General features: G+C 64.8%; 17 protein-coding genes. 12 read left to right on the forward strand and 5 right to left on the reverse strand.

Going from position 1 to position 15,939, the window contains the following annotated elements:
* The first annotated feature begins 15 nt into the window (after window positions 1–15).
* Window positions 16–1,647, forward strand: coding sequence for an ABC-F family ATP-binding cassette domain-containing protein (locus CH266_RS06255; protein ID WP_094714958.1), 1,632 nt, complete (start codon window positions 16–18; stop codon window positions 1,645–1,647).
* A gap of 60 nt (window positions 1,648–1,707) precedes the next feature.
* Here the strand turns inward: CH266_RS06255 and CH266_RS06260 are convergent, their stop codons facing one another.
* Window positions 1,708–2,589, reverse strand: coding sequence for an alpha/beta fold hydrolase (locus CH266_RS06260; RefSeq protein WP_094714999.1), 882 nt, complete (start codon window positions 2,587–2,589; stop codon window positions 1,708–1,710).
* Window positions 2,590–2,619: 30 nt separating this feature from the next.
* Between CH266_RS06260 and CH266_RS06265 the strand changes: the two genes are divergently transcribed.
* The 6 genes from CH266_RS06265 to CH266_RS06290 all read left to right on the forward strand — a co-directional run bounded on the left by CH266_RS06265 (window position 2,620) and on the right by CH266_RS06290 (window position 7,573).
* Window positions 2,620–3,075 (forward strand): MarR family winged helix-turn-helix transcriptional regulator, encoded by a 456-nt coding sequence (locus CH266_RS06265; RefSeq protein ID WP_032371565.1) that lies wholly within the window; start codon window positions 2,620–2,622, stop codon window positions 3,073–3,075.
* Window positions 3,076–3,139: 64 nt separating this feature from the next.
* Window positions 3,140–3,412, forward strand: a complete 273-nt coding sequence (locus CH266_RS06270) for a helix-turn-helix transcriptional regulator (RefSeq protein WP_094714959.1) — start codon at window positions 3,140–3,142, stop codon at window positions 3,410–3,412.
* Complete coding sequence (locus tag CH266_RS06275; protein WP_094714960.1) at window positions 3,409–3,963, forward strand: hypothetical protein; 555 nt, start codon at window positions 3,409–3,411, stop codon at window positions 3,961–3,963. The genes CH266_RS06270 and CH266_RS06275 overlap by 4 nt, the downstream gene beginning before the upstream one ends.
* Before the next feature lie 16 nt (window positions 3,964–3,979).
* On the forward strand, window positions 3,980–4,873 hold the full coding sequence (locus CH266_RS06280) for an ABC transporter ATP-binding protein (protein ID WP_094714961.1): 894 nt from the start codon (window positions 3,980–3,982) through the stop codon (window positions 4,871–4,873).
* Entirely contained in the window at window positions 4,870–6,069 is a 1,200-nt protein-coding gene (locus CH266_RS06285; RefSeq protein WP_094714962.1) for an ABC transporter permease, read from the forward strand. Before CH266_RS06280 ends, CH266_RS06285 begins: the two co-directional genes overlap by 4 nt.
* Window positions 6,070–6,079: 10 nt before the next feature.
* Window positions 6,080–7,573, forward strand: a complete 1,494-nt coding sequence (locus CH266_RS06290) for a carboxyl transferase domain-containing protein (RefSeq protein ID WP_094714963.1) — start codon at window positions 6,080–6,082, stop codon at window positions 7,571–7,573.
* An 18-nt stretch (window positions 7,574–7,591) separates the two neighbouring features.
* On the opposite strand, the gene CH266_RS26105 is transcribed toward CH266_RS06290, so the two are convergent.
* On the reverse strand, window positions 7,592–8,023 hold the full coding sequence (locus CH266_RS26105) for a hypothetical protein (RefSeq protein WP_032365900.1): 432 nt from the start codon (window positions 8,021–8,023) through the stop codon (window positions 7,592–7,594).
* 192 nt (window positions 8,024–8,215) lie between these two features.
* Between CH266_RS26105 and CH266_RS06300 the strand changes: the two genes are divergently transcribed.
* On the forward strand, window positions 8,216–10,072 hold the full coding sequence (locus CH266_RS06300; RefSeq protein ID WP_094714964.1) for a propionyl-CoA synthetase: 1,857 nt from the start codon (window positions 8,216–8,218) through the stop codon (window positions 10,070–10,072).
* A 70-nt stretch (window positions 10,073–10,142) separates the two neighbouring features.
* Window positions 10,143–11,045 carry a DMT family transporter gene (locus tag CH266_RS06305; RefSeq protein ID WP_048319362.1) on the forward strand — a complete coding sequence of 301 codons (903 nt, stop codon included), beginning with the start codon at window positions 10,143–10,145 and terminating at the stop codon, window positions 11,043–11,045.
* A gap of 6 nt (window positions 11,046–11,051) precedes the next feature.
* On the opposite strand, the gene CH266_RS06310 is transcribed toward CH266_RS06305, so the two are convergent.
* Window positions 11,052–12,380 carry a cryptochrome/photolyase family protein gene (locus CH266_RS06310; protein WP_094650590.1) on the reverse strand — a complete coding sequence of 443 codons (1,329 nt, stop codon included), beginning with the start codon at window positions 12,378–12,380 and terminating at the stop codon, window positions 11,052–11,054.
* Window positions 12,381–12,531: 151 nt separating this feature from the next.
* Here CH266_RS06310 and CH266_RS06315 point away from each other — a divergent pair, with 151 nt between their 5' ends.
* The 3 genes from CH266_RS06315 to CH266_RS06325 are packed head-to-tail and all read left to right on the forward strand — an operon-like array spanning window position 12,532 to window position 14,774.
* On the forward strand, window positions 12,532–12,738 hold the full coding sequence (locus CH266_RS06315) for a hypothetical protein (protein ID WP_032365896.1): 207 nt from the start codon (window positions 12,532–12,534) through the stop codon (window positions 12,736–12,738).
* Window positions 12,739–12,747: 9 nt separating this feature from the next.
* The gene (locus tag CH266_RS06320; RefSeq protein ID WP_094714965.1) at window positions 12,748–13,476 is read left to right on the forward strand and encodes a response regulator transcription factor; all 729 of its coding nucleotides are present in this window, start codon (window positions 12,748–12,750) and stop codon (window positions 13,474–13,476) included.
* On the forward strand, window positions 13,473–14,774 hold the full coding sequence (locus CH266_RS06325; protein ID WP_027495933.1) for a sensor histidine kinase: 1,302 nt from the start codon (window positions 13,473–13,475) through the stop codon (window positions 14,772–14,774). The genes CH266_RS06320 and CH266_RS06325 overlap by 4 nt, the downstream gene beginning before the upstream one ends.
* Before the next feature lie 11 nt (window positions 14,775–14,785).
* On the opposite strand, the gene CH266_RS06330 is transcribed toward CH266_RS06325, so the two are convergent.
* Both CH266_RS06330 and CH266_RS06335 read right to left on the reverse strand, forming a co-directional pair.
* A complete protein-coding gene (locus tag CH266_RS06330) occupies window positions 14,786–15,145 on the reverse strand; it encodes an FKBP-type peptidyl-prolyl cis-trans isomerase (protein WP_027495932.1) in 360 nt (119 codons plus the stop codon).
* An 84-nt stretch (window positions 15,146–15,229) separates the two neighbouring features.
* Complete coding sequence (locus CH266_RS06335) at window positions 15,230–15,904, reverse strand: DUF2848 domain-containing protein (RefSeq protein WP_027495931.1); 675 nt, start codon at window positions 15,902–15,904, stop codon at window positions 15,230–15,232.
* Window positions 15,905–15,939 lie beyond the last annotated feature (35 nt).

A 15,939-nucleotide genomic window follows, 5' to 3' on the forward strand; every position in this document is an offset into this window, starting at 1 on the left:
GGGGATACTGGTCCGGTGACTGCCACGCTCCGCATCGACGATCTGGCCGCCTATCACGGCGATCGAACCCTGTTCTCCGGACTCGATCTGACGGTGACCGAGGGTGATGTGATCGGGTTGGTCGGTGCGAACGGTGCCGGTAAATCGACGCTGTTGACGCTGCTGGCGGGCGTGGGAACGGCCGATCACGAGGGTGAGATCTACACCAGCCCGCCCGACGCAACTGTCGGGTATCTGGCGCAGGAGCCCGAGCGCATTGCCGGGGAGACGGTGTTGGATTTCCTCGGCCGGCGGACCGGGGTCACTGATGCCGAAGCGTCCATGAACGCAGCCGCCGAGGCGTTGGGCTCGAGTGACGAGGACCTCTACACCCCGGCGCTGGAGAAGTGGCTGGCTCTCGGCGGCGCGGATCTGGCGGAGCGAACGGCGAAGGTGCTCGCGGATCTGGGCCTCGATGTCGACGGGTCTGCGCTCATGACGGCGCTGTCCGGTGGGCAGGCTGCCCGCGCCGGTCTCGCCGCGATTCTCCTCGCGCGTTACGACATTCTTCTGCTCGACGAGCCCACCAACGACCTGGACCTCGCAGGCCTCGAGCAACTCGAACAATTCGTCGTCGCGACACGGGCGGCCATCGTCGTCGTCAGTCACGATCGCGAGTTTCTGGCGCGGACGGTGACCGGTGTCGTCGAGCTCGATCGAGCGCAGCGTCACATCGATGTGTACGACGGCAGCTACCAGTCCTATCTCGCGGAACGTGAAATTGCGCGCCAGCATGCACGGGAGAAGTACGACGAGTTCGCAGACACCAAGTCCGCGTTGGAGTCTCGCGCTCAGATGCAGCGAAACTGGATGGAATCGGGCGTCCGTAATGCGCGACGCAAGGCCACCGACAACGACAAGATCGCCCGCAAGACCCGCGCCGAGTCGACGGAGAAGCAGGCCGCGAAAGCCCGTCAGACACAGCGCCGCATCGAGCGACTCGAGGTGGTCGAGGAACCCCGTAAGGAATGGGAACTGCGGATGGAGATCGCGGCGGCTCCTCGCAGCGGGACCGTTGTCGCGGTGTTGGGCGGAGCCGTCGTACGCCGATCGGAGTTCACCTTCGGTCCGGTGACGACGCAGATCGACTGGGGCGATCGCATCCTCATCACCGGACCCAACGGCTCCGGCAAGACGACGTTGCTCTCGGTACTGCTGGGTCGGTTGACGCCGGGCGAGGGAACGGCCTCACTGGGTTCGGGTGTGGCGATCGGCGAAATCGACCAGGCACGAGCCTATTTCGTCGGCGAAGGAACAGTGTCCGACGCCTTGAGTGCAGCAGTTCCCGAGTGGCCCGACGCCGAGGTGCGCACCCTGCTCGCCAAGTTCGGGCTGCGCGGCGACGACGCACTGCGGCCGGCGTCGTCCCTGTCGCCGGGTGAACGAACCCGTGCCGCACTCGCATTGCTACAGGCCCGCGGCGTGAACCTGCTGGTGTTGGACGAGCCCACCAACCACCTCGACCTGCCCGCCATCGAACAACTCGAACGCGCGATGGAAAACTTCGAGGGCACCCTGCTGCTGGTGACGCACGATCGCCGCATGCTCGACACGGTTCGCAGCACGCGTCACTGGACGATGAACGATGGGCAGCTGAGCGAGAAGTAGGTCGCGCTGAATCGGGTGTAGCTGACCGCGGTGAGCGCGGTCAGCTGCACCCGATTCACGTCAGCTCAGCAGGATTTCGTTCACCTCGGCGGCGGGACGCATCGGCAACGTGTGATGCGTGGCTCCGTCGAGTATCACGGTCCGCGCTGCAGGCAGGACGGTTCGGACCGCCGATTCGATCCGAGCGGCATTGTGCACCTTGCCATTCCCTGCCAGTACCACGGTTGTCGCTACACCGAAGTTCGCGAACGCAGCAGGTTTCGGCCGTTTCGGAACGATGGTTTTCGACGTCGGGGCGTGCGCGGCTCCGAGCGCGAGCACGTCGAGCCAATCCGGATCCAACTGCGCGTCATCGGTTTCCCATCGGACGAAAGCACGCTGCCGTTTCTCGTTGGGAGACAGCAGTATCGGTAGGGCGTGCAGCAGGTAGCGCGGACTCATGGAGCCGAAGCATGCGTTGGGATCGAGTAGCGTCAGCGCATCGACGCGGCTCTCGTTGCGCAAGGTGTACGCCAGAGCGATCATCGCGCCGTAGGAATGGCCGCACAGTGCCACAGCTCGAAGGCCCAGTTCATCCAGCACCGCCGTCACCCAGTTCAGCAGCTCGTCCACGGAGTCGACGGACTGCTCACCGGGAACACTGCGCCCGACGTCGCCCATGAGGTCGACCGCGTACACCCGATAGTGCCTTGAGAGCGCGTTGACATTGGCGAACCAGACGGTCGACGTCGCACCCGCGCCCGGCAGCAACACCAGCGCCGGACCGTCGACGGGCCCGCAAGCGTTGATTCGTGTGGCACCGTGCACCGTGTTCACGTCGATGGCTTGGGTATCCGCCGGCCACTTCTGCAGCACCCGGTCGTAGGCGGAGAAGAATTCGTCCAGCGTCACTGCAACCCTCCATTCTCTCGATGATCGAGATAGTAGACAATGGAGAGACATCTCGTCCAGCATCTCCCGAGGGATCAGCACATGACCGAGCCCGCCTCCACCGTCCATCAGCTACGCGCACTGACGGTCGACCTCGATCTTCTGGGCGCAGAATTCGCGCAGAGACATGCGCTCCACCCGACGGATATCCGGGCGCTGATCTGTCTCCTCGACGCGGACCGAGCCGGAACGCGCGCTACGCCCGGTTGGCTAGGAACCCAGCTGGGCCTGGAATCCGCGTCGGTCACGGCCCTGATCGATCGAATGACCAAGCGTGACTTGGTATTACGCGAGCCCGACCCGTCCGACCGCAGGCGAGTACTGCTGCGCGTGACTGCGCACGCGTCGGAACTCGGGACTACATTCTTCGGCCCCGTCATCGGCCAGGCCGTCGACGAGCTCGCCCGCTTCACGCCAGAGCAGCGGGCAACGATCGATGAGTTTCTGACCACGATGCGCGCCATCGTCGCCTCCACTCGGGAGCAGCAGACCCCGTAGACAAATCAGTAGTTTTGTTATTAACGGTTGACACATCGTTGGGTTTATACAACACTTCATTGTCATGAGCCCCGTCAAGCGCGGTACCGCGCTCCCGATCTACAACAGGGTGGGTGTTCTGCGGGCAGAACGAAAGATGAGCCGCGCGCAACTGGCCGAACTCGTCGAAGTCAACCCCCAGACCGTGGGTGCCCTCGAACGAGGAGACCACTACCCGAGCCTCGACCTCGCGATGCGCATCTGCGACGTCTTCGATCTGCCGATCGAAGCAGTGTTCTCGCGCACCGAACTCGGACCACTCTCGGCCGAACTCTTCCGACAGGAAAAGGATCGATGACCACGCCCGGCTCCGACATCCTCACCCGCTATCAGGCGTATCGCACCCGGCGGTTTCTCGAGAACGACGCCAGAACACGGCATTGGCTACCCGCCTGGCGAACCCAGCATCGACGCCGAATCCTCGTTGTCGCTGTGGCTGTACTCCTCTTCACATTTTTCGTCGTCAGTATCGGCAGCCTGTTCTCGAAGTGGTTCGCGATCGGATGGATACCGGCCGCCCTGGTGTTCATACCGGTGTGGACTGTTCTCCAGACGGTCTCGGGCCGGCACGGAGACGCACCGGTAGGAGCACTCGACGAGTGGGAAGTGCAGCAGCGCAACGAAGCTCGATCCATCGGCCTCACCGTCACGCAGACCCTGGTGATGGCGGCGGCGTTCGCGTCCATCTTCCTGTCCACGGCGAACGACGAGATGCCGCGCCTGGCGTACGCAGGTGGCGGATGGACTCTCGCCGCACTGATGACCGGCATCTGCTCCCCCGCAATGATTCTCGCGTGGATAACCCCTGACCCCGAACCAGAAGACACCGAAGATTTCGACCAGCAGTAACGACCGAAAGGGCACCATGAGCACCCTCACGATCGACTCCGTCTCCAAGAGATACGGCGACAAGATCGCCTTGGAAAGCCTGAGTTTCGACGTCCGGCCGGGCGAACTGTTCGGCTTCGTCGGCAGCAACGGCGCGGGCAAGACCACCACGATGCGCATCGCGCTGGGAGTGCTGTCGGCAGATTCCGGTCAGGTTCTGTTGGGCGGCAAGCCCGTCGACCTCGACGTTCGCCGCACCATCGGTTACATGCCGGAGGAACGCGGGCTGTACCCCAAGATGAAGGTCGGCCCGCAATTGGCGTACATGGCCGAGCTGCACGGCCTCTCGTCGAAGGATGCCAAAGCCGCGGTGATCCGCTGGACCGAACGCCTCGGCATCGACGAGCGCGTCAACGACACCGTCGACGCACTGAGCCTGGGCAACCAGCAGCGCGTGCAGTTGGCAGCAGCGCTGGTGCACGATCCCGCGGTTCTGGTCTTGGACGAGCCGTTCTCCGGCCTCGACCCGATCGCCGTCGATGTCATGAGCGAGGTACTGCGCGAAAAGGCCGCTGCCGGAGTGCCGGTGGTGTTCTCGAGCCACCAACTGGATCTGGTTCAGCGGCTGTGCGACCGCGTCGGCATCATCGCCGCCGGCTCGATGAAAGCCGTAGGAACCGTCGACGAACTCCGCGGATCGGGAGATTCGCACCTGCACGTCCACGCACCGAACGCTGCCCCCGGATGGGCGTCGGGCATCGCCGGAGTGAGCACACTCGGGCACAGCGACGGCGTCACCGTTCTCGGGCTGGCACCGGGAGCCGACGATCAAGAAGTCCTGCGGGCCGCACTCGCGACCGGACCGGTACACGAATTCTCCATCCAGAAACCTTCCCTGAGCGACCTGTTCCGAGAGGCGGTAGTGGCATGAGCTCCCAACTGAACTCCTTCAGCGCAGTGTCCTTGATAGCCAAGCGCGAGTTCACCGTTCAGGTGATGAAGAAGAGTTTCGTCATCAGCAACGTGATCATCCTGGCCGTCATCGTCGGCGGCATCATCGCATTCTCGATCTTCTCCGGCAGCGGTGACGAAGAGCGCGACGTCATCGGCGTCGCCGGGGACCAGTCCATTGCAACGGTATTGGAGGCGACCGGCGACGCCGTCGGTAGCCCCGTCGAAGTCCGTGACGTTGCCGACGCGGCGGCCGCGCGCAGTGGCGTCGAATCCGGGGATCTCGACGTGGCGTTGGTTCCGGACGGCAACGCAGGCGCATACACGGCCGTCACCGAGTCCGAACTGACCGGCACGTTGCGCGCCGTCGTCGAAGGCAGTGTCGCGACGCAGGCCACGAATGCTGCACTGGCGCAACAGGGTGTCGACCAGAACGAGCTCGGGGCAGCGACGAGTGCCGCGACGGTCACCGTCGACGCGATCGATCCGCCCGACCCGGAAGCCGGTCAGCGGACCGCCCTGGCCCTGTCGGCCGTGTTCCTGTTGTACGCACAGATCATCGGCTTCGGCATGTACGTCGCGATGGGCGTCGTCGAAGAAAAGTCCTCGCGCGTGGTCGAACTGCTGCTCTCCACCGTTCGCCCCCTGCAGTTGCTCTGGGGCAAGATTCTCGGCATCGGTGCGGTCGGCATCCTGCAGCTCGCTCTGTACGGGATTGCCGGTGTGGGAGCAGGATTGGGCACAGGCGTACTCACCGTCACCGGTGCCGCGGTCAGTGTCTTCGCGGCCACACTCGCGTGGTTCATTCTCGGCTTCGCGTTCTTCGCAGTGCTCTATGCAGCGGGCGGATCCATGGTCTCGCGGCAGGAGGACGTGAACTCGACAACCATGCCACTGCTGATCCTGATCATGGCCATGTTCTTCGCGGCCTTCTATTCCGTCAGCGATCCGGAGAGCACTCTCGCCAACACATTGAGCTGGATCCCGCCGTTCTCGGCGATCATGATGCCGCTGCGCATCGCCGCGGGCGTGACCTCGCCGGTGCAGATCGTCGGTTCGGCAGTCCTGATGGTGATCACCACCGCGATCCTGGCGATGGGCGCAGCGAAGATCTATCAGCGCTCCATTCTTCGGATCGGCAAGACCGTCTCGTGGACGGAAGCATTCGCTCGATAGAGTTCGCGCCATGAGCCCACGGACATCCGCCGCCGAGATTCTCGATTCCGTTCTCGACGGCGGATCGTTCGTGTCCTGGGACTCCGACCCGGTGAACGTTAACCCCAACGACTCCTATCAGCGGGACCTGGCCAAGGCCCGCGAGAAGAGTGGCGTCGACGAATCGGTGTTGACCGGCGAGGGCACCATCGACGGCCGACGCGTCGCGATCATCGCCTGCGAGTTCGCGTTTCTCGCCGGATCGATCGGAGTCGCGGCGGCCGAGCGCATCACCTCCGCAATCGAGCGCGCCACTGCAGAGGGCCTGCCACTCATTGCCTCCCCCACCTCCGGTGGCACGCGCATGCAGGAGGGAACGTTGGCCTTCGTGCAGATGGTCAAGATCGCCTCGGCCGTCACCGCACACAAAGCGGCGCACCTGCCGTATGTGGTGTATCTCCGCAATCCGACGACGGGAGGCGTTTTCGCATCCTGGGGTTCACTGGCCCACGTCACCGTCGCCGAACCCGAGGCCCTCATCGGGTTCCTCGGCCCGCGGGTGTATCAGGCCCTGTACGACAAGCCATTTCCCGATGGCGTCCAGACCGCCGAGAATCTGTACCAGCACGGTGTCATCGACGGTGTGGTGCCGGTCGAGCAACTGCGTCACTTGCTGATCCGCACGCTGCGGGTGATCGTCGACGCATCCGTGTGGACGGACGTTCCCGAAGTCGGACGTACGAGTATTCCCGAGCAATCGGCCTGGCACTCGGTGCAGTCGTCGCGCCGCGCCGATCGTCCGGGGATTCGGCAGATCATCGAACATGCTGCGGCCGAGCATGTTCCGCTCAGCGGCACCGGCCAGGGCGAGGCCGACACCTCGATCCTGTTGTCCCTGTGCCGCATTCGCGGTGTCTCCTGCGTGCTGTTCGGCAACGACCGAAGCAGCAGCACCGCCACGGCAACAATGGGCCCGGCAGCACTACGAGAAGCTCGCCGCGGCATGCGCCTGGCCGAGGAACTCCGGCTACCTCTGGTGCTCGTCATCGACACATTCGGCGCAGCGCTGTCCAAAGAAGCCGAGGAGGGTGGTCTCGCTCCCGAGATCGCGCGGTCGATCTCCGACCTGGTCACCGTGAACACCCCGACGGTGTCGGTACTACTGGGCCAGGGCACCGGCGGCGGAGCACTCGCACTGCTGCCCGCGGACCGCGTCCTGTGTGCCCAGAATGCCTGGCTCGCACCGCTTCCACCCGAGGGAGCCAGCGCAATCGTGCACCGCGACACCGCCCATGCACCGGACATGGCCGAGGCTCAGGGCATCAGGTCAATCGACCTGCTGCGAGACGGCATCGTCGACGCCATCGTTCCCGAACTCCCCGATGCAGCCGACGAACCGGCCGCGTTCTCCGGTCGCATCGCCGATGCCATTGTCCGCGAACTACGCGAGCTGTCGACCCTCGAAGCGGCAGCTCGGACGAGTGCGCGACTCGGCCGCTACCGCACTCTCGGAGTCGCCTTGTGAGTGGAAACTCGACCCCTGCTACGAGACCGGAGTGGAGCCTGCGGAACGACCGCAGGCTCCGCCGTGCACGTGCGAGGTCACGAGCGCTACTACGTCGCCCGCACGCAGGTCGGCTGGCAACTCGACCGGACTGACGCAACTGCGCCCCGGACCGTGCACGTCGACCTTGACCACCGGACCCACCGAGTGCCGGTTGACCACTACTGCCTGCAGCAGATCACCGAACTCCGCATCGACGCCCACCTCGCCTGCAATGACCGACCGCACGCGAGTGATCAGAATCCGACCCCACTGCACCGGAGTGCCCTCGGCATCGGCCACATCCTCGAGCGCGACGCCGTCGACGGTGATGCGGCCGCACACACAGTGAGTGTTCGCCGGCCAGAGCGCTGGATCGCACCGCGACACGTAGGCGGCACCGAGAGACGGAAGAATGTCCACAAGAGTCATGAGAAGAAGTCTTGCGCCGGGCGGTGGCGTCGAACAGGGGTGTTGACGCAATCTTGACGCCCCGGCCGTGAATCTTGACGGCGTGTGGGCACCGTTGCACATTCCGACCGCCGGTCGACGGGATTCCGCCGGTCGTCGCCGGTAGTGCGCAACCCGGCCCGGACCACCCCACCTCGAACTACGCTCGCAGACATGAGTGGCGAGTATCGGCAGGCGTTCGACAGCAGCATCGAGAACCGCGAGGACTTCTGGCTGGCGGCCGCGTCGGGAGTCGACTGGGACACCCCTCCCACCACGGCGTTCGACGGTTCGCGCTGGTTTCCCGGAGCCCGCCTGAACACCTGCGTCAACGCTCTGGACCGGCACGTCGATGCCGGGCACGGTGACCGGACCGCGTTGATCTACGACTCTGCGATGCTCGGACTCACGCGCAGCTACACGTATGCCGAACTACTCGATCAGGTCGCTCGATTCGCCGGGGTACTGCGCGCACAGGGCGTCGGACCGGGCGACCGCGTGGTCATCTATCTGCCGATGATTCCCGAGGCCGTCATCGCGATGCTCGCGTGTGCGCGACTCGGCGCAGTGCACTCGGTGGTGTTCGGCGGATTCGCCGCCAAAGAACTCGCAGCCCGCATCGACGACGCCGAGCCGGTACTGCTGATCACCGCGAGCGGTGGGTTCGAGCCGGGTCGCGTTATCGAATATCTGCCGTTGGTGCAGCGCGCCCTGACGATCACGACCGCGAACACACCGGCCGTGATCGTGAAATCACGAGAGGGCATTCCCGGCGAACACGAGTGGCTGGATTGGGACACCCTCATCGCCGACGCATCCGCCGCACAACCGGTTTCGATGGCGGCGACGGATCCGCTGTACATCCTCTACACGTCGGGTACGACGGGCAAGCCCAAGGGCGTGGTGCGCGACAACGGCGGTCATGCCGTCGCGTTGACGTGGTCGATGCGCAACATCTACGACGTGAATGCCGGTCAGGTGATGTGGACGGCCTCCGACGTCGGGTGGGTGGTGGGACACTCGTACATCGTCTACGGCCCGCTGTTCGCCGGTGCCACAACGGTTCTCTACGAGGGCAAGCCCGTCGGGACTCCCGATGCAGGCGCGTTCTGGCGGGTGATTCAGGACCACGGTGTGCGGGCCCTGTTCACCGCACCGACCGCGCTACGCGCCATTCGCAAGGTCGATCCGCACGCCGCCGAGCTCGAGAAATACGACACGTCCTCGCTCGAGACACTGTTCGTCGCCGGTGAACGCCTCGATCCCGATACGTACGAGTGGATTTCACGCACCCTCGATCGACCCGTCGTCGACCATTGGTGGCAGACCGAGACCGGGTGGGCCATCTGCGCCAACCTTCGCGGGCTGGAACCACTTCCGATCAAACCCGGATCGCCGACCGTGCCGGTACCGGGATTTCAGGTCGGTATCCTCGACGCGTCCGGTAATCCCGTGGACGCAGGCTCGGAGGGCAACATCGTCGTGCAGCTGCCACTGCCGCCCGGTGCACTGGTCGGACTGTGGAACGACGAATCACGTTTCCAGCGTTCGTATCTCGATACTTTCCCCGGTTACTACCTCACCGGCGACTCCGGTTACATCGACGCCGACGGTTACGTCTACGTACTCGGTCGCAGCGACGACGTCATCAATGTCGCCGGCCACCGCCTGTCCACCGGGTCGATGGAGGCGGTGCTCGCGGGCCACCCCGCCGTCGCCGAATGCGCCGTCATCGGTATCCACGACGACCTCAAAGGCCAGCGTCCCAGCGGATACGTGGTTCTCAAGGCCGGCGAGAACATCTCCGAGGAGCAATTGCGTACCGAACTGGTGGCCATGGTCCGCGATCAAATCGGTGCACTGGCGACCTTCCGCGATGTGACGATCGTCGGAGCTCTGCCGAAAACCCGCTCGGGCAAGATACTCCGAAAGACGATGCGACAGATCGTCGCCGGTGAGCAGTACGGGGTCCCGTCGACCATCGAGGATCCCGCGGTCCTCGATGCACTGGAGAAGCTCCTCGGCAGATAGGCGGAAACAGGCGCAACCATGGCCGAAACCCGCGCGCCATGGGGCACTCCCGCACGATAGCGTCCTCGGCATGACAGATCTCGACACCCGCCCCGCCGTCGACTGGCTCGCCCTCGGTGCGGTCACCGTCACGGTGATCTCGTGGGCCTCGGCCTTCGTCGCCATCCGCGGCGTCGGCGAATCGTTCGGTGCCGGCCCACTCGCTCTGGGCAGGCTCCTCATCGGATCGTGCGCACTCGGCGCGATCGTGTTGATCAGGAGACAGTGGGTCAAGCCGAACCGCACGCAGTGGTTACAGATCGCCAGCGTCGGCGTGTTCTGGTTCGGCGTTTACAACGTCGCCCTCAACGCCGCCGAGCAACGTGTAGACGCCGGAACGACGTCGATGATCATTCAGATCGGCCCTATCCTGGTGGCCCTGTTCGCCGGTCTGCTTCTGGGCGAGGGCTTTCCGAAGTGGTTGGTGATCGGTGCCGGTATCGCGTTCGCCGGTGCTGTCATGGTCGGCGTCGTCACCGCCGTCACCACCACCTCGACCACCAGGACGGACGCCGACTTCCTCGGCATCGCACTGTGTCTCGTATCCGCAGTGACCTATGCGATCGGAGTACTCAGCCAGAAGCCGGTACTGCGCACGGTCCCCGGCCTGCAGGTCACCTGGATGGCCTGCACCATCGGCGCGGTCTGCACGCTTCCGTTCGCGCCGGCTCTGCTCGACGACCTGTCGACCGCCTCGGCCGGAGCCACCGGCGGATTGGTCTATCTCGGCCTGGTTCCCACTGCGCTGGCGTTCAGCACCTGGGCTTATGCGTTGACGAGAATGAACGCAGGCAAGCTCGGCATCACCACTTATGCGGTGCCGCCGATCACCATCACTCTGGCCTGGTTGTTGCTCGGCGAGATACCGCACATTCTCGCCGTCGTCGGCGGTGTCATCTGCCTCGTCGGGGTCGGGTTGTCCCGCAGGAAATAGCAGCCGTTACAGCGCCTTGAACCGAGCGATAGCAACCTCACGCTCGTGCTTGTGGTCGACGATCGGATCCACGTACTCCTTGGGTCGGCCGAACTTCAACGTGTGCACGGCTTTTCCCTCCTCACCGCGTAGCTCCGGCACCCAGCGCCGCACGTAATCGCCTGTCGGATCGAATTTCTCACCTTGGGTGATCGGGTTGAACACTCGAAAGTACGGCGAGGCGTCGGTACCGGTGCCCGCGGTCCACTGCCAGCCGTGCTGGTTGTTGGCCAGATCGCCGTCGACGAGATGCTGCATGAAATAGCGGGCACCTCGCCACCACGGCAGGTGCAGGTCCTTGACGAGGAACGACGCAACGATCATACGGACCCGGTTGTGCATCCACTTCTCCGAGTTCAATTGCCGCATACCGGCATCGACGATCGGAAAGCCAGTCTCGCCCTTACACCAGGCCTCGAACAGCTCGTCGGCGTGCTTGCCCGAGTCCAGTTCGATCTTGTCGAACTTCTTCACGTAATTCTCACGCGCGCTGTCGGGGCGCTGAAACAGGATGTCGGCGTAGAAGTCTCGCCAGCAGATCTGCCGACGGTACGACGCGGCACCCTCGTTGCGGAGCTTGCCCAGGTCGGCCAGCATGGTTCGCGGGTGAATGGTGCCGTACTTCAGATGCACCGACATCCGGCTCGTCGAATCGAGATCGGGGCGGTTGCGTTCGTCGTCGTACTTCGAGACGTCGTCGAGAAAGTCCTTCCACTGTGCCAGTGCGGCCTTCTCCCCTGCGTCGGCGTCGGAGGTTTCCGTCTCGCTCGGAATCTTCGCCCGCTTCACGCCTTTCACGTCGTCGGGGTCGATCCACGTCACGGTTTTCGCGGACGTATCGGCCGGTCCACGCCAACCGTGTTCCATCCACTGCCGTGAGTACGGCGTGAACACCTTGTACGGCTCACCGTCGTCCTTGGTGATTCGTCCGGGCGCAACGGCATACGGCGAACCGGTCTCGACCAGCGTCACCTTCTCGCCGACGCGCTGGTCCCGCGACCGGCCGTACGGACCGTAATCGGCGCTGATGTGGACCTCGTCGGCGTCGATCGCCTTCGCCACCTTCGGCACCACCGTCTCGGGGTCGCCGTGCACCACCATCAGCCTGCCGTCGAGCTGCTCGTCCAGTGCCTCGAGCGACCGGAACAGGAAGTCCTTGCGCGGACCGCCGGAGGGCTTCAGCAATCGGTCGTCCAGTACGAAGAGCCCCAGTACCGGATCCCCGGACTCGGCAGCGGCGGTGAGGGTGGGCAGATCCCCCAGTCGGAGATCACGGCGAAACCAAACGAGCGACATGCCGTCAGTCTTACCCAACCCGGCTACGAGCAACCCCCATCGCTGTTTCGGGGATTCTCAGAGAATCGCCAATCCATGCTCACCGACGCCGCAACATCGCCCCCTACCTTGGGAAATACGCCGATCAGCCGCGAGCAGAGGAGAGAACATCATGACGAACATCCGCCCCTTCCCCGGTGCCCTCTCCCTCGTCGAGAGCACCTGCACGTTCGAGAAGTACTACGAGCAGCTCTATGCCAAGGCACCCGCCCTCGCCTGGACCCTCGACGCCGACGTCGATCGCCGCACGGCCCTCGAGGAATTCTTCGCCAAGACGCCCGAGGAGCGGCGTACCACCGTAGACAGCTGGGTTGCCTAGCATTGGGAGGTGACCGAATCGCCGAGCACCCCCGCCACCGTCCTCGTCGTCGACGATGACACCGATGTGTTGTCGTCGCTGCAGCGCGGCCTGCGCCTGTCCGGCTTCACGGTCATCACGGCGTCGGACGGGGCCGAGGCGCTCGGCGTCGTGTCGCGCACCTCGCCCGATGCGATCGTGCTCGACATCAACATGCCGGTGCTCGACGGCGCAAGCGTCGTGACTGCGTTGCGCGCCATGGGGAACGACATTCCGATCTGTGTTCTCAGTGCCCGCAGCTCCGTGGACGATCGCATCGCCGGTCTCGAATCCGGTGCCGACGACTACCTCACCAAACCGTTCGTGCTCGCCGAGCTGGTGGCCCGCATCCGGGCCATGCTCCGACGGCGCGGCACCAGTCCGGTCATTACCGCAGTCGATCCCGGTATCCCCAATTCGGCTGTCGCCGTGGGCACTTTGGTTGTCGATATCGCGGGGTACCGAGTGCACCGCGGCGGCGTCGACATCGATCTCACGAAGCGCGAGTTCGAGTTGCTGGCCATTCTTGCTCGCAACAAGGGCGTCGTACTGACGCGTGAGCGACTCCTCGAATTGGTCTGGGGCTACGACTTCGTCGCCGACACCAACGTCGTCGACGTGTTCGTCGGCTATCTACGCCGCAAACTCGAGAGCGACGGCTCGCCGCGCATCCTGCACACCGTCCGCGGTGTGGGCTTCGTCGTGCGGGAGTCGGTATGAGTTTCTCGCTTCGCGCCCGGGTCGCGGCGGCGACGGCCCTCGGTGCCACCCTTGTCGTGGCGGCCCTGGCCGTGGTGACGTCGGTGGCCATTTCCCGCAACAACGTCAACCAGCTCGACGAGCGTCTGACGACGGCATCGCAGGTGCTGGTCCCGAACTCGTCGACGCTGGAAGCCTTCATCGATCAGCTGTCCGGCGCGTTCGCTGTCACCATTCGCAGCGGAGACATCGTCGTCGCCTCGACGCCGACGCGGTTGCCGGCCCTCGACACCGGTTCTCAGACAGTGGATGTGGACGGTCAGCGGTTTCGGGTCTACACCGCGACCTCGACCGTGGTCTCGTCCGTGTCCATCTCCATCGGTGTCCCGGCCATCGAGGCGCAGCAGGTGACCGACGAGCAACAGAGACAGGTGATCCTGCTGGGGCTGGCGGCGGTCGCCGTGTCGACGGGCCTGGGTTGGCTGTTCGGAGGACGTGCCGTCAGACCGCTGGTGACGCTGACGCGGCAGGTCAGCGCTCAGCCTCCGTCGGCGCCGCAGACCCGAACCGGAGTCACCGAGGCCGACGAGCTCGCGGTCGCGATCGGGGGCATGCTCACCCGACTGAACGAGGCACAGGAACGCACCAATGCCGCCCTGGACACGGCGCGCGATTTCGCGGCCGTGTCGGCCCACGAGCTGCGCACCCCGTTGACTGCGATGCGTACCGACATCGAAGTGTTGCGCACCCTCGACCTCGAGCGCGCGCAGCAACAGGAAATTCTGACCGACCTCGAGCGCACCCAAGGCCGAGTCGAGACGACGCTGACCGCGCTCGAACGATTGGCATCGGGTGAATTGTCCAGCGAGGGCGACCGGGTCGAGACCGACATCATCGACATCTGCGACGTCGCCGCGCAGGATGCGCAGCGTCAGCACCCGGGTCTGGACGTTCGGGTGGAGTCGGAACCGGAGTGCGAGATCACGATTCGCGCACTACCCACCGGAGTTCGACTCGCGGTGGACAACGCGATCGGCAACGCCGTCCGGCACGGCGGGGCGAGCACCGTCGTCATTCGCGTCGAGCGCGCGGACGCGCTGGTCCGAATCCTGATCGACGACAACGGATCCGGCGTTCCGGTGGACGAACGCGAATCGGTGTTCGGACGCTTCGAGCGTGGAGCCGGAGCCGCGAAGGGCGGCTCCGGCCTCGGTCTCGCGCTGGTGGCCCAGCAGGCCGAATTGCACGGTGGCCGCGCATATCTGGCAGACAGCCCCCTCGGGGGTGCCCGATTGGTGCTCGAGCTACAGGACCGCTGACGAGAGATCTGCTACTTGACGTCGAGCAGATCGATGACGAAGACGAGCGTCTTGCCGGACAGACGGTGACCTGCGCCGGCGGGGCCGTACGCGAGCTCCGGCGGGATGGTGAGCTGGCGGCGTCCGCCGACCTTCATCCCGGGGATGCCGTCCTGCCAGCCCTGAATGAGACCACGGAGCGGGAACTGGATGGACTCGCCGCGGTTCCAGGACGAGTCGAACTCCTCGCCGGTGTCGAACTCGACGCCGACGTAGTGCACCTCTACGTTTCCGCCCGGCACTGCCTCTGCGCCGTCACCTTCGACGAGGTCGACCGTCACCAGATCCAACGGTGCCGGTCCGGCTTGAAATTCGATCACTGGCTTCGTCACTGAAGTCTCCTGCGGTTGTGCCGGCCCGCCGACGCCGACTGCGGTGTTCTGGGCATGGTCGGCACCGATTTTACGTCGTCACGGTCAGCCGATCGGAGCTGGCATCAACATCGTCTTGTATTCGCAGGTCAGCGTATTGCCGGTTGCGGGGTCGGACATCTCGACCTTCCAGGTGTCGGCGAACTGGTTCACACCGGGGTGCATCGAGATGGTGCCGGAGATCAACACGGTTCCACGGGCGAACAGTCCACGGTCGGCGAGCACGTCGAGCCAGTAGTGCGGAGCGAGAAGATCACCGAGTGTTCCGGTCTGAATTGCGACGCCGTCCGCCCACGCGGTCAAGGTGATCTCGTCCAGCCGATCGGCGACCTCCGACAGACGCCACGCGCCGGTGCCGAGCACATCGGGAGCCGCGTTCTTGCTCCACGCGACACTGTGCACCTCCAGGTCACGGTCGGTGTGATCGCAGGCGACCGTCAGCAGCACGTCGTCGATCGTGTCGCCCAGGATCACCAGCGCCCACTCGGCCTCGCCCGACGTACGGCCGTGCTGGACGGCAACGGCGTCCGTCTGCTGCGCCAGGTACGGCGAAATGGGATACAGCGCCGGGGTCACCGTCGGAGCCGGAACGCCCAGTTCGGCCAGCTCCGCGATGTGCGACGCCACCTCCTCCTGGTTGCGTCCGGCGTACCCGGCGTTGAGCAACGCGTTCACCTCGACCGATTCGGAGGTGCCGTTGGGCAGCGTGAATGTGAGCATCAGTAAGGACCCTCTCCTCGTAAATTTTCTGTTTC

Source organism: Rhodococcus sp. 06-1474-1B (assembly GCF_002258885.1).
GTDB lineage: Bacteria > Actinomycetota > Actinomycetes > Mycobacteriales > Mycobacteriaceae > Rhodococcoides > Rhodococcoides fascians.

Coding starts and splice junctions, on each gene's coding strand:
- CH266_RS06260 (WP_094714999.1), bottom strand. CDS start 2,589: ATGTCTCTCCATTGTCTACTATCTCGATCATCGAGAGAATGGAGGGTT.
- CH266_RS06265 (WP_032371565.1), top strand. CDS start 2,620: ATGACCGAGCCCGCCTCCACCGTCCATCAGCTACGCGCACTGACGGTC.
- CH266_RS06270 (WP_094714959.1), top strand. CDS start 3,140: ATGAGCCCCGTCAAGCGCGGTACCGCGCTCCCGATCTACAACAGGGTG.
- CH266_RS06275 (WP_094714960.1), top strand. CDS start 3,409: ATGACCACGCCCGGCTCCGACATCCTCACCCGCTATCAGGCGTATCGC.
- CH266_RS06280 (WP_094714961.1), top strand. CDS start 3,980: ATGAGCACCCTCACGATCGACTCCGTCTCCAAGAGATACGGCGACAAG.
- CH266_RS06285 (WP_094714962.1), top strand. CDS start 4,870: ATGAGCTCCCAACTGAACTCCTTCAGCGCAGTGTCCTTGATAGCCAAG.
- CH266_RS06290 (WP_094714963.1), top strand. CDS start 6,080: ATGAGCCCACGGACATCCGCCGCCGAGATTCTCGATTCCGTTCTCGAC.
- CH266_RS26105 (WP_032365900.1), bottom strand. CDS start 8,023: ATGACTCTTGTGGACATTCTTCCGTCTCTCGGTGCCGCCTACGTGTCG.
- CH266_RS06300 (WP_094714964.1), top strand. CDS start 8,216: ATGAGTGGCGAGTATCGGCAGGCGTTCGACAGCAGCATCGAGAACCGC.
- CH266_RS06305 (WP_048319362.1), top strand. CDS start 10,143: ATGACAGATCTCGACACCCGCCCCGCCGTCGACTGGCTCGCCCTCGGT.
- CH266_RS06310 (WP_094650590.1), bottom strand. CDS start 12,380: ATGTCGCTCGTTTGGTTTCGCCGTGATCTCCGACTGGGGGATCTGCCC.
- CH266_RS06315 (WP_032365896.1), top strand. CDS start 12,532: ATGACGAACATCCGCCCCTTCCCCGGTGCCCTCTCCCTCGTCGAGAGC.
- CH266_RS06325 (WP_027495933.1), top strand. CDS start 13,473: ATGAGTTTCTCGCTTCGCGCCCGGGTCGCGGCGGCGACGGCCCTCGGT.
- CH266_RS06335 (WP_027495931.1), bottom strand. CDS start 15,904: ATGCTCACATTCACGCTGCCCAACGGCACCTCCGAATCGGTCGAGGTG.